This window comes from Dyadobacter sp. Leaf189 (genome assembly GCF_001424405.1).
Classification (GTDB): domain Bacteria; phylum Bacteroidota; class Bacteroidia; order Cytophagales; family Spirosomataceae; genus Dyadobacter.
The window spans coordinates 1,766,741-1,780,723 of the sequence record NZ_LMPS01000001.1 but is presented as its reverse complement, the minus strand read 5'-3'; the positions used below and the strand labels follow the sequence as shown (position 1 = coordinate 1,780,723).

The following is a 13,983-nucleotide window of genomic DNA, read 5'->3' as shown; positions in this document are numbered from 1 at the left end:
TCTAAAACAAACTATCAGAAGTTGTAAGTGATGTTTGCAAGCAAAGCGCGCGGTGTTTGCGGCGCGATGGTAGACCATCCTTTATAGTACTCCTTATTAAATGCATTGTTCAGCTTCAATCCGATCCGGTAGTTCTCGGCCTGGTAAAAGAGCGACGCATTTGCTACGGTATATGCCGGGAGCATAAAGTCGCCGGTTGAAACATAGTTGATCGCAAATCGCTCACTCGCGCCATTGATTCCCGCTCCGATACCAAATCCCGCCAGTTTTCCGCCCGGTACCTCGTAGTTCGCCCACGCATTGTAGGTATGCTTCGAGCCCGCGTCAAGTGGTCTTTTATTCAGGATTTCAGAATTATCCGATTTTGTGGTTTTGCTGTCATTGTTGCTGTAACCTGCCCTGATGTTCAATCCGTTCGCAGGATTTGCATTCAATTCAATTTCAAATCCTTTGCTGTAAATCTCGCCACCCTGGATTTTGTTGAATGGCGATGCAGGATCTGTGATAACCATATCTGTTACGCGGATATCGTAGTAGCTGATCGTCGCATTCAGCCTGTTCTTGATGATGTTGGTTTTGATACCAAACTCAATCTGATTAGCCTGCTCCGGTCTGAAAGTTTTGATCGTCTGCGGTCCGTCTTCGGGATTTCCAACCAGGGATGGCGCCACATTCGTGAAGCCGTTTTGATAATTGGCAAAAACTGAAACCTTATCCGCAACCGGCTGGAACAGGATACCGAACTTTGGTGAAAGCGTGGTCTGATTGTAATCGTCCTCGGAGGTTGATACACTTCCTACATTATCAAAATGGTCCAGACGAAGTCCTAACATCAATGAAAGCGTATTCGTCAGGTTCAAAACATCCGAAGCATAGGCGCTGTAAATGTTGTAACGGGATTTTGCATTCGCTACTGGTTGTGTCGCCAATACAGCATCTACGGCAGCGGTTGAAAGCGGGAAAGCAGTGGTTTCCACCTTTTCTGTCAGAGGATTATCACCGCTGGTGCCGCCGTCAGGAGTTACATTTCCGTAGAATGCATAACCTGTTCCATTGCTTGTGGAAATCGCCGAAAAGTAGTCCAGGCCAACAACAACCCGGTTCCGCATGGAGCCCAGACGAAAATCCCCGATGAAGTTCTGCTGGATGTCCGAGGTTCCAGTGTACTCATTTTGTTTATTCAAATAGCGGGTATATACATTATCTCCCAACACACCGAAATCAAAAAGGTAGGAATAATAGCCTTTTGTAGAGGTAGCACTTTTCGAGATCAGCGTTTGCGACTCCCATTGATCCGACAGTTTGTAATCCATTTCAACGCGGTAATTCTGCGTCGGGTTTTGTAGTGTCAGATCATTGCTTGTGAATGAAAGCTTGTTGTTATAGCCAAGCTCTTTGATGTTTCTGGCTGCCGTGGGCGCACTTCTGTTCAGGAAAAGGAACATCGGGTTTGTTTGCTCAGCCTGCGTAATCTCTCCGTAGAAAGAGAATGACAACTTGTTGTTGACTTTATAAGAAAGGGAGGGAGCTACAAAAAATGATTTTCTGAAACCTGCATCCTGAAAGCTGCGCTCGGTCGCATAAGAGGTATTCAGCCTGAAATACAGGTTTTTTTCTTTGCTCAATGCAGTGTTGAAATCGCCTGTGATCTGGTTGAGACCGTAAGAGCCAGTTGTAAACGACAGCTCACCGCCTGTTCCCACGAATGGTTTTTTGGTAACCACATTGATCAGCCCGCCATAGGAGCTCACTGCATTTCCAAACAAAGTGGCAGAAGGTCCTTTCAGCACTTCAATGCGCTCGATGTTGGCCGGATTGATCGTTCCGTTCGTAAGTCCGGGCAGACCGTTCACCAGCTTGGGCTGAACAGAAAACCCGCGCAACGAAAAGTACCCCGCCCCGTCACCGCCGCGACCGGTAGAGGTCCACAGATTTTCGACGCCAGTTGCATTCTTCAAAGCGTCATCAAAATTGGTGACGATCTGGGATTTCAGCAGGTAGTTGGTAATGGTGCTGTAAACCTGGGTATTCTCAAAATCGCGTAACGGTAACTTGGAAACGTAAGCCGTTTTGCTTCTTGAAAATTTGTTTTCACGCTCCCCTTCCACGACTACTTCACGGAGGATCTCGTCGCCGGCATACAATGTCACGGTTTCAAGGTCCACCTCGTTCTGAGCAATGGTAAAGCTGATTTCCTTGGTTTTAAAGCCTACGGAAGATACGGAAAGCACGTAGCTGCCGTCGTTGATATTGGCTATTTCAAAATAACCTGATTCATTCGTCTGCGTTCCGGTACTGGTATTTTTGATAACCACGTTAACGCCGGGAAGCCCGTTTTTCGAGATGTCCGCCACCGTACCTTTCACCTTGCCGGACTGGGCAAAACAGGGAGATGACAGGAAAAAGCAAATAGATAGTGATAGAAGAAGTTTCATTAATCTTATTTAGACAAAATATAAATCACAAATGTATTTTGCCAAATGCGCACTTCCAAGCTATTTGTAATAATTATAAAACGCACTGCAGCTGAATACAGCATCGCCATCCTTCACCCAGGCTGCCGTCGCATGCAGGATACATCTACCCTATTAGGGAACAAGAAAAAGGATCATAGGCGAATGACTTCTTCTACCATTCTTTTAAACGGCCAAGCCTCCATTAAATAAAATATTCTACTTGACATTGCGCTGATAAAGAATTTTACTACTTTTCGGGTACGTACCCGATACTTGAAAATTTTGTTTACCTTTTGCTAAGTCCAAAATTCGGAGGTAGTCGTGTTAAGTTCCGGGTACGCTACCGGAATTCTGTATCCAGTGCCAATTATTTAATGTTCCTTAACCCTTAATGTATGTTTCCAAAACTTTATTCAAAGATCACGGTTGTGCTGCTGACAGTAGCACTCTGCATGTTCGCCGGGCGGCAGACCTTCGCCCAGGAGATGCGAAATGTTCAAATCACGGTGTATGACAGTGCCTCCAAGACTACACTGCCAGGTGTCAACGTTGCGATCAAAGGCACTACCCGCGGCGGCGCAACTGACGCCGACGGCAGACTGAAAATCCAGCTGGCAGGCGATGAGATCGTTGTCGTTTCATTCATTGGTTATGAAAAGAAAGAAATTGTAACCGGCGCAAGATCAGAGATTGAGGTAGTGCTCGCCGCCAGTCAGACCATGCTCGACGAGCTGGTGGTGGTTGGTTACGGAACACAAAAACGCAGTGAACTCACCGGCTCGGTGACTTCCGTGAAAGCCGATGAGATCCAGAAGGTACCTACCAGCAGCTTTACGAGCTCGCTTCAAGGTAAAATCCCGGGTGTTTATATCAACCAGACCAGCGGGGCGCCGGGCGGAGCAGCTTCGGTACGTATACGGGGGGTCGGGACTACCGGAGGTAACCAGCCTTTGTATGTGGTGGACGGATTTCCGCTCGGTGGCGGAGGTATGGGTGTTTCCGGAAGCTCCGATCGTATTGACGGACTTTCGATCGTCAATCCCAATGACATTGAGTCCATTGAAGTGTTGAAAGATGCCGCTGCTGCTTCTATATATGGAGCGCGGGCTGCCAATGGAGTTATATTGATTACCACCAAACGAGGTAAAGACGGTTCTACCAGAATCAACCTCGATGCATATACCGGCATGCAGGAGCTCTGGCGCAAACCCGACTTTTTGAATGCAACCGAATTTGCAACACTGGCCAACGAACTGTACACCAATTCAGGCATGACACCTAACCCTGAATGGGCCAATCCCGGCTCTTTCGGCAATGGTACCAACTGGATCAACCAGGTGTTCCGCACCGCGCCGGTCCAGAATTACGATCTCAGGATCTCAGGCGGCAGTAAGAAAATTTCGGGCGCATTGTCGCTTGGCTACCGCGACCAGCAAGGTACTTTGATCGAAACCTGGTACAAACGCTTTACAGGCCGCATTACGGGCGATTTGAAAGTGAACGACAAGCTGCGTTTCGGAAGCTCACTCGCCTTTGCACTGTCACGCGCAAAAGGTCAGCAGAACCAGGAACTGCGGATCGGGATCTTCAACCTTGCGCAGCAATTCTATCCCACACTCGGCCCCAATGATGTGGTAAATGGCTCTTCTGCCTATTACACCACGCAAGGCGACAACCCGCTGCTCAGAGCGAAATCGATTGATAACCAACTGAGAAACATGCGGATGTTCGGTAATATTTTTGGTGAATACGAAATCCTGCCAGGTCTCCGCTGGAAAACCAATGTAGGTCTGGATACGGATAACAACCGCACAAGCACCTGGGAGCCAAAAGCTGAAAGAGGGCATTACCGTAATTTGCAGGCCATTCTGGGCGAAAATTATTCTCAGGGCCTCAACTGGCTCCTTGAAAATACATTATCCTACTCAGTCTCCCTGGGCAGCCACAAGATTTCTGCCGTGGCCGGTCAGACAGCACAGAAAAACACCGTCAACTGGATCGGCGTGACTGCGCGCGATTTTCAAAATGAACAATTACAGGTTGTAAATGGCAGCAAGGATACCGAGCGGCGTGCAAGCGGTACCGGATCCGAATATACATTGGCTTCGTACCTGGCACGGGTCAACTATGCATTTAAAGACAAGTACCTGCTATCCGCCAGCGTTCGCCGTGACGGTTCATCCAACTTCGGGCCAAGTCACAAATGGGGTAATTTCCCTTCCGTGTCAGCGGGCTGGAATATCTCCGAAGAAGCATTCATGAAAAATGTATCGCCGGTAAGCTCGCTGAAACTGCGCGCCAGCTGGGGAAGACTTGGAAATGACGCGATCGGTTCATTCGGTTACCTGAGCAGCATTCGGCTTGGCACCGTGAATGACAACTACGTACTCGGTGCAGGCCAGGCGCTTGAAATCGGCGCATCCATGTCCCGCCCCGGCAACCCCGACCTGAAATGGGAAACCAGCGAACAAACCAACTTTGGTATCGACGCTACATTCCTGAACGAGCGGCTTTACCTCACAGCGGATTATTACATCAAAACAACCAAAGACATGCTCGTGAGCTTGCCTGTATCTATCGAAGCAGGTTTTCAGGCGGCTCCTTCGGTCAATGGCGGAAAGCTGCGCAACAGTGGTGTTGAGCTTTTGCTGGGTTACCGGGGAGAAGCAGGTGCATTTACTTACGATGTGAGCGCCAATATGGCTACGCTTAAAAACGAAGTGCTCAGTCTTGGCGTGGGACAACCGATTACCGGCCCTACCCTTCCATTTACGAGCATCAGCCCGTCGTTCACACAGGTAGGTCAGTCGATCGGTTACTTCCGCGGTTATGTGGTGGAAGGTATTTACCAGACCAATGATGAAGTAAATAAAAGACTCCAGCCTAATGCAGTAGCGGGAGATTTTAAATACCGGGACGTGAATGGTGACAGCCAGCTTACCGATGCGGACCGCGTGAACCTGGGAAGCCCCTGGCCTACCCTGACCTACGGAATGAATGTAGACCTGGGTTACAAAGGTTTTGACCTGAATATCATGCTGCAGGGAATTGCGGGAAGCGAGGTTTTCCATTCCAACAAATTCGCGATTTATCCCCTTAAATATTTCGGCGGCTCGGGTGTGGTTAACGGATCGCGGGAAGTACTTGACCGGTGGACACCCGGCAGCGGAAAAAATGAAATCCCCCGTCTTGCCTACGTGGATGCCAATGGAAACTACGCCAACAGTTCTTCATTCTATGTCGAAGATGGTGATTACATGCGGATCAGGAACGTTACACTCGGATACAGGATCCCGCAGGACCTTCTTGCCAAAACCCGCGCATTCCAGAGCGCGCGGATATATGTGAGCGCGCAGAACCTGTTCACATTCACCAAATATTCCGGGTTTGATCCCGAGATAGGCAGCATTGACCCATTGCAGTCGGGAGTGGACAACGGCGTTTATCCGCAGCCGAGAACATTTATGGTCGGCGTGAGCTTTGGTTTCTAATCTTTAATCCTGAACAACATGAATAAGTATATCAAATACATCGGCACATTTCTGGTTGCCACTACGCTGGCTTCCTGCGGTGATCAGTTTTTAACACTTACCCCAAAGGATGTACTCACCGACGCCAACTTTTTTATCACAGAATCAGATGCGCAGGCTTCCCTGACCGGTATCTATGCCATTTTGCAGCGGGAGGAAACGTTCAGCAATGTGCGCGACGCAGCTGACATTGAATGGGCAATGGCGGGTGATATGTACGAAATGGACGGCAGCGCCAACCGGATCGAGCTGCATTCACTGAGCCTTCCTTCCAACAATACCATTTTGCGCGACGTGTACCAGGGCGCTTATCAGGGCATTGGCCGGGCTAATATCGTAATCGGCCGGGTGTCTGCGATGACTAACCTCGACCCGGCAAAACAGGCCAGCATTGTAGCACAGGCCAAATTCCTGAGAAGTTTGTTTTACTACCGTCTGGTAAGTTACTGGGGCGGTGTTCCCTTGGTTACGGAAGAACTGAATGCGACTTCCAAACTGGACATTCCGCGCGCGTCAGCAGCAGAAGTATGGGCACTGATCGAATCTGACCTGAAAGAAGCGGCTGCAACATTACCTGCCACCTGGACAGGTGCAAACGTGGGCCGCGCTACCAGCACAGCTGCATTGGGTTACCTCGTAAAAGCTTCGCTATGGCAGCAAAAATGGGCGGATGCGGTGAAATACAGTGAAGAAATCATCGCAAGTAATACCCACGACCTGCTTCCAAAATTCAGGGATGTATTCCGTGAGAGCAATGAGAACAACAAGGAGATCCTGTTTTCAACGCAGTTCCGTACGTCGGTGGATGCAGAAGGTAACAACCTCGTTAAAAGAACTGCCCCGAGAGGTGCGCCTTCTATATATACCGGCAGCGCCGCGTGGAGTAATTTTGTACCGCAACAACACTGGGTAAATGCATTTGAAAAAGATGCTGCCGGCAAGATCAAGGACAAGCGTTACTGGGATGTAATTATCGGCCCGGGCGAGGCGCACCAGGATATTAAAGACTTCGTGATGCCTGCGCAGGTACCGGCGGGCTGGTCGCGCACGGGCTTTATCGTGACCAAATACTGGGAAGCTCCCGCACCCACCAACTCCGGCGTAAATACGCCCATTTTGCGCTTTGCCGAAGTGCTGCTCAACTATGCCGAAGCCTTGAATGAAACAGGGAAATCGGCCGAAGCAATGCAGCTTGTCAACAAAATCCGCACACGTGCAGGACTCGAACCCAAGGCTACTACGCTTGGAAAGGATGCGGTACTGGATGCTATTTTCTATGAGCGCCGGATGGAGTTCATCTGGGAGCCGGTGGGCGCATTCTCCGACCTGAACCGCCGCGGCCGGTTTATCTCGTTCATTAAAGCCAACAGACCTAATTTTGCAACGCTGGAAATCGACAAAAAACCCTGGCTGTCCACGGTTCCGATCCTGTTTCCAATTCCGAGAGAAGCCTGGGACAAGAACAAATCCCTTGAACAAAATCCGCATTACTCGTTTTAGGACTGTCAACTCTTAAATCTGTCCCATGAAGGTTAGCGCGATTTCTATAATTGCCTGCCTGCTGGCTGCGGGGTGGCTGGGTAGCGAAGCAGCTGCCCAGCCCGACCTGCAAAGACGCAGGCAGTATCTGCAGGAAAGCCTCAAAATCAACGAGCCAAAGGATCATCGGCACGCGATCAGTCGCCGGATAACGGCACAGGACAGCACCTGGCTTGGTTGGCTGCACCGCACCGGCGAGCTGCCGCCCGACTTTTCAGCAATGCCCTCTGCGCCGTATTTGCCTGAGCCGCTGGTTACCGTCAGTAATGGAAAATCCTATCCTGTCCGCACCAGGGCAGAGTGGGAAACCCGGCGGGAATGGATTAAAAAAGAATATCAGCACTGGGTTTCCGGCAAGATCCCGCCCGCACCGAAAACATTTGAAGTAAAAGTACTTTCAGAGAAAACCGACGGCGGTACCCGCATTGAAATGGTTGAGGTCAGCTTTGGTAAAAACAATGCAGCCAAAATGACCTTCGAGCTGATGATACCGGCGGGTAAGGGACCGTTTCCCGTGTATATGACGCCATGGACGCACCGTAACTGGGCGCAGCTGGCTGTGAAGCGAGGTTACATTGGCTGCGTTTATGCTGGCGCTGATACAAAAGACGATACGCAGGCTTACCAGGCACTTTACCCCGAATACGATTTCACGGCATTAATGCGACGTGCCTGGGGAGCATCCCGCGTGATCGATTACCTGGTGACGCGAAAGGAAGTGGACGTGAAGAAAATCGCCATTGCCGGTCACTCCCGTAATGGAAAGCAGGCGCTCTGGGCCGGCGCATTTGACGAGCGCATTGCCGCAGTGGTTTCCAGCAGTTGCGGTACCGGCGGTATAACGCCATTTCGCATGAGTGATCCGCAGTATGTAAACCAGACGCTTGACGACATTGCTTCCAATGCAGCGCATTGGTTTCATCCCCGGCTGCGGTTTTTCTTCGGGCGGGAGGACAAGCTTCCCATTGACCAAAACCTGCTGATTTCACTCATTGCGCCCCGCAGTGTGGTGTTTCAATATTCCGTGGCAGAGCAGCAGCTGAATCCCTGGGCAAGCGAGCAGAGCTACCATTCGGCACGAAAAGTGTTCAATTTCCTGGGGGTACCCGATCACATTGCGCTGGCCCCGCGCATGGGCGAACACGCCGTGGCGGCGCGTGACGTAGCCAGGTGCATTGATTTCCTTGACAAGCAATTTGGAAGAAAAAACATCCCCTGGCAGACCGAACTGCAGTTTGATTTTGTATACGACAAATGGGCCGCAGCACACGCCGGGCAAGCTTCCGAAGCTGCACAGTTGAAGCCGGTGCATTTAGATCCTGCCAAAGCCCGGAACCAGAAAGCCGCTATCCTGAAAAACCTTCAATGGTTGTTGGGCGAGGAACCGTCCGGAGTACGCCCGGACAAGGTTGCGGTAACAGAATCGTCCCGTATAGACTGGATTGACAGGATCACCGGCAGGCCGGTTGTGAAAGGTGCTGTTGCTGAACATTTAGGACCATATACCGCTTTGGGCGACCATGTGGCAGCTACGGTTTACTATCCGGCTGACGCGACCGGCAAGAAAAAGATACCTGCAAATGGCAAAATACCGGTCGTGATTTATTTGCACGAATACGCTTATGCCCACGGCTATGCACATGGGTACAGTACGGACAGGCAGGGAAACAGCAGGTTATTCCAGACATTCACCGACCAGGGATTTGCAGTGTTGGCGCTCGATCTTTTTGGTTTTGGGACAAGAATGGAGGAAGCCCGCTACTTCTATGAGCGCTTCCCGGAATGGTCTAAAATGGGCAAGATTGTGAGCGATACGAAAGCCTGCATGGATGCATTGAGCACCTTTCCTGAAATTGATTCCACCAGAATTTTCCTGCTGGGTAATACCGTAGGCGGAATCGCCGCGATCATCACTGCCGCGCAGGATACTCGCGTGGCTGGCCTGGCAACAGTCGCCGCATTCTCGCCCTGGCGCGAATCGGACAGTACTTACGAATCGATCCGGAGTATTGCTGACTGGCACGGACTGATGCCAAAGCTGGGATACTTCGCCAAAAAACCGCAGGACACGCCGGTCGATATGGCCGAAATTATTTCGTGCATTGCGCCCAAGCCACTGCTGATTATTGCGCCTACGCTTGACAGGTACAGCAACATTCCGGCAGTTCGCGCAACGATGAAAAAAGCGGAATCCGTGTATGCGACAGGTAATTCAAGCGCTAATTTAATAGTGAGTTATCCCGAGGAGATTAACAGGATCACACCTGAAATGTCCGCACAAATCGCTGAATTCTTTGCGAAAGTGAAACCTTGAAGGAGCTGCCTTTAATGGCAGCTCCCTTCAAAACCGATTTTATTCATGACAGGACTATGTGTTTTTCACGTTTGTGAATTAAAAAATGTGCATTCCAAACGCACAAAACATTCCTCAATGTACACCCTCGCCGGATAACGGGAGAAGCGAAAGCCACTGGTGGCTCCTTCAACTGCTTTTCGGTGTTTTTTCAAACATCGCGAAGAATTTTAATGCAGTGGGAACGGAGATGGTGAGTACGGAAAGGTACTTCAAAAGCGTTTCATAAGCTTCCTGCTGTGAGGCAAACAGGAATGCAAAAACGGCTACGATCAGGATAGTGAGCGGAATGCGGAAACTGTTCCAGGTACCGTTATCACTGATCTGGCTGCGTATTTTCATCACTTCGGTTGTACCGATGGAAGTGAGAATAAAGTGCCGGAAACCGACATTGAAAATACTTAACCCCGCATCTGTCTGCAAAATAAGGCCTTTACGGATCAGCAGAGTCAGGTTGTAATCGTCAAATGGGTTCACAAGCCCGTCTTCGGCCAAGTCGTACAGAATGAACTTCTCTTCCTTGGTCAGGGACTGCCATAATCCCATATAGTAATAGTGCGATGTGATTTCCATCTTGAAAGCGAGGGAATCGCTGTGTATGCTGGCCTTTGTACTTTGCGGAAGTGGATTCAAAGCTAAAAGGGTTGGATTTTGCATGCTGCTCAGAAATTGTCCGGATTGTAGCTCTGCTTTCAACTCCCTTTCCCAGACCGGCTTCCTGAAACTGCTCCCCGGTTTCATATCCTTAATCCCCCTGATAATAATCTTGAAATGACAGAGGACTACATGCCATCTTTCGAGATCGTGCGCAGGCTGCCTCTGTCCAACGGGTTTTCTGTTTTCCAGTTGGTTGAGAGAATCGAGAAAATTAATGGGGTGAACAGTTGAAACAATGATAATCTTGCAATTACTCCGCTGTGTCAGTTCTTCCAGAAAATTCAGTTTGATACGGTTTGTATTTGCATTTTGAAGGTCATATTCAAAATGGTTGACAATGATAAGCTTGTACTTTTTATTGGCTGCATTTCTCTGGATTTTAAGCCACGGCCTGTTCGTCGAAGCCTCTTTTTCATTGTCGGGTATCATCAACATATCGGCGATGTAAACATTGCCCGGCAACCCTATTCCAAAGTTCAGGAAGAGCCCTTTTAGCCCTAAATACCGCTTACTTTTAATCTCTTTTCTAATAAGTTCAATCACGGAGGCGCCAGGAGGACCGATCATGAACAAATGCGCATTTTGATCATTGTACACCAGGAGCTGCTCATCAATCTCGTCCCAGCCTGTTTGTTTTGGCAAATTAAGTGCAAACAGCTTCCTGATCACGCGGTGCAGAAGGAACACAAACAGGATAAGCGCACCTGCAAAAATGAGCCAGTAAGAAATGCCCTTCCAGCCAATGCCGCCAACCTCAACAGGTGTGGGAAGTGCATAGGCGGTGTTAGCAGCCAGTATCTCGTAAGGCTTCGTTCCGTCTGGAAAGTGCGTTATAGTTGAACTTCCTACCCTGGTATACCCGCCCATTTTGTCTGCACCGGCATAGAACATTTCTTCACCGTGCGGTACATATTCCATCAACTTTCGCTGCAGCCATTTCGTGAGCTGGTCGGCCTGCTGCTCTGTTGCCTCTAACTGCTTACCTGGCAATATCCACACTCCGTCGTAAAACACGCCTGCATCTTTAGGAAGACCAGCCGCTCCTTGTCGTTCCCCGTATTCGCTGACAAACTGCCTGTGCCGGTAGCTCGCGAGTAATGAAGATTCGTGGTTGTATGCAAAAGTGAAAAAGTAGGCTACCGGTAAAGCGCTCATGATAATCAGCCTTGTAAATACCATGGTCGTAAAACAGGCGCTCAGACGGAACTTACCTGTGAAAATGAGCAATGAACGTCTTTGCCGCATTCGTGAAGTGAACCTAGCATATACCAGCCAGAAAACGCCGGCGACAGCAGCAAAAAGCCCGAAATGTTTGAAGTCGGTATTTACAAAAGCGGCAGTAGCAATAATCCCCACAATGCACCAGAGCGTTGATACAGCTCTTTTCTTTTGCTTGAACTTATCGTCGCCAAGTCTGAAATAGCTCCTTTTATACTGACTATTGAGGAATATGGATACTGAGGTCGCAGCAAACAGGAGGATAAACAGGAATTGCAAAAGAGAAGTGTACAAGGAGAAGATCAACAACAAACAGATGATTACCAGATTAAAGCCGATAACAAGTAAATAGCGGGGTTTGAATTTTGCATTCGGACCAAGCCAGGTAATGTCGAAATAATGCTTTTTCAGGAAGCTGGGCCGCTGATAGAGCAGGTAGATAACCACAAAGAGAATAGCAAGAAACAGAAAGAATACCAGCAGCAATGAAAATGTAAATACGAATACTTTGGTATCCCGCTCGGAAGTGAACCCGGCATCTTCGAAAATAACAATGTTGTAGGGCAGCTCACTAAACGGTAAAACATATACGTTAAATGTCTTTTCGCCGTACTTGGTCTCCATTACCGTGGCTTCTTTGCCGCTAAGTATCGGCAGCAGATCTGTCTCAGAAAACTCTTCTACCAGGTTTTCGTTTAAGTTTTTGAATGGATAGGAATGGTACAACACTTTACCCGTCTGGTCGGCAATTGCAAACGTAAACCCCTTGGGGAGCAGGGGTCGCGTAACGCTCTTGGGAGTAAATGCAATTGCAACACAAGTCACGGAATCATTTTTTTCGGCCGCTCTCGAGACTACGGTTATAAAGCTGCCGGTAGTCCAGGAAACAACCTGTTCCAGACCGAATGCAATTTCCTCTTTACCGACTTTGATATGATTTGGGCGTCCTTCAATGATCTGTTTAAAATAGATCCTGTCCCCATAGTTAGACAACGGCGCACTCTGCCTGCGGTTGTAATTGTATTTTTCTTCACCAGTGGTGTCCAATCCAAACATTTCTACCATATCCACGCCTCTTAACAGACCAGCCAATAGTTTAGCTGATTGCAGATCCTGGAATGATTGAGTAAGCGAGGTTTGTTTATCAAGAATTGCCGGCGAGATATCACTGAGACTGCGCGCTAACTTATCTTTTCTGCGCGCAGAGTCAACGGAGGTAATCACCCGATAAGCACTGATAATGTCCTGCTTGTATGCATTTTTAATATCGTGCGCGAGACTCCGGGAGCTCACCAGAAATGGATCCTCTCCTGGCCGCATGGTTTTGTTGTATTTTAAAAACGCAAATACCAGGAATGCGAGCAGCAGCAGCGACGAGGCGAATGCAAAAAGTCCATCAAAAACTGTAAGTCTGTCCTGGCTGCCCATGTGATAGAGCTTGATCCAGGGCAGGCAGAGAACAAGCGCCAGCATGATAAAGAGCATCAATACGACCAGATTCTCGGGTAAGCTGGTGTTGAGCTGCTGGTACTTTTGCGCCTTCAATAAACCTGCGAGCGTTACGTAATTAGTCGAATCCAATCGGATCCTCTGCCGGAACAACTTATAAGCGGTGCCTCCCAGGCGGATGTTTCTGACACTGTTATTGGCGTATAGTTTCCGGTCAAGAGAGTCAAGCCCCAGAGTTGTTATACCGCTGGGGAATGTCTGGTAAATGATCTCATTATTGCTGCCGACCAGCAGATAATTGTCAAAAGCCTCGCCCGACAGCAAAGGATCAACAAACTTAGGGAGCAGATACTCCATATTGATCCGTAACCTCTTGTTTATCAATCCAATCTTGACATGATTACGGTTCATCGAAATAAATGTAGAACTATCCTGCCGGTCTGCTTTACTGATGAGAGATAATTTGAAATTAATGCTTTTAAAGGTATTGATATACGTTTGCGCATTGGTGGAATCTCTTTCATAAGCTATGAGCAACCGGTTCATCAGTTCGACCGAATTTTTGATCTTGTTATCAATATTCCGATCAATATTCTGAATAGCCCGGAACCGGAGATCCTCCACATGCCGCCTGTTGGATGGAATGTAGATAAAGAAGTAAAGAGCGCCGGCTACCAGGATAAACAGGAGTGTCGCCAGGACAATAACCTGCTTGCGATCCAGCCGGAAAAAGCTTGAAAGCGAAACGGCCGAAGCTTCCCCGTCCATCATTGTTTGCGTT

Annotated in this window: 5 protein-coding genes; 3 read left to right on the top strand and 2 right to left on the bottom strand. The window is 48.9% G+C overall.

Features of this window, described 5'->3' with window-relative positions; genetic code table 11:
* Positions 1-14 precede the first annotated feature (14 nt).
* Entirely contained in the window at positions 15-2,435 is a 2,421-nt protein-coding gene (locus ASG33_RS07495; RefSeq protein ID WP_056282019.1) for a TonB-dependent receptor, read from the bottom strand.
* Between the two features lie 416 nt (positions 2,436-2,851).
* Here ASG33_RS07495 and ASG33_RS07490 point away from each other — a divergent pair, with 416 nt between their 5' ends.
* Genes ASG33_RS07490 through ASG33_RS07480 form a run of 3 tightly spaced genes read left to right on the top strand, consistent with a single transcriptional unit; the run spans position 2,852 to position 9,839 of the window.
* A complete protein-coding gene (locus ASG33_RS07490) occupies positions 2,852-5,947 on the top strand; it encodes a TonB-dependent receptor (RefSeq protein WP_056282015.1) in 3,096 nt (1,031 codons plus the stop codon).
* Positions 5,948-5,965: 18 nt separating this feature from the next.
* Complete coding sequence (locus ASG33_RS07485) at positions 5,966-7,486, top strand: RagB/SusD family nutrient uptake outer membrane protein (protein ID WP_056282012.1); 1,521 nt, start codon at positions 5,966-5,968, stop codon at positions 7,484-7,486.
* A gap of 25 nt (positions 7,487-7,511) precedes the next feature.
* A complete protein-coding gene (locus tag ASG33_RS07480) occupies positions 7,512-9,839 on the top strand; it encodes a serine aminopeptidase domain-containing protein (protein WP_056282008.1) in 2,328 nt (775 codons plus the stop codon).
* Between the two features lie 168 nt (positions 9,840-10,007).
* Here the strand turns inward: ASG33_RS07480 and ASG33_RS07475 are convergent, their stop codons facing one another.
* Positions 10,008-13,973, bottom strand: a complete 3,966-nt coding sequence (locus ASG33_RS07475; RefSeq protein WP_056282004.1) for a hypothetical protein — start codon at positions 13,971-13,973, stop codon at positions 10,008-10,010.
* Positions 13,974-13,983 lie beyond the last annotated feature (10 nt).

Bases quoted from the DNA above. Each gene is read 5' to 3' on its own strand.
- ASG33_RS07495 (WP_056282019.1), bottom strand. From the start codon at position 2,435: ATGAAACTTCTTCTATCACTATCTATTTGCTTTTTCCTGTCATCTCCC.
- ASG33_RS07490 (WP_056282015.1), top strand. From the start codon at position 2,852: ATGTTTCCAAAACTTTATTCAAAGATCACGGTTGTGCTGCTGACAGTA.
- ASG33_RS07485 (WP_056282012.1), top strand. From the start codon at position 5,966: ATGAATAAGTATATCAAATACATCGGCACATTTCTGGTTGCCACTACG.
- ASG33_RS07480 (WP_056282008.1), top strand. From the start codon at position 7,512: ATGAAGGTTAGCGCGATTTCTATAATTGCCTGCCTGCTGGCTGCGGGG.
- ASG33_RS07475 (WP_056282004.1), bottom strand. From the start codon at position 13,973: ATGATGGACGGGGAAGCTTCGGCCGTTTCGCTTTCAAGCTTTTTCCGG.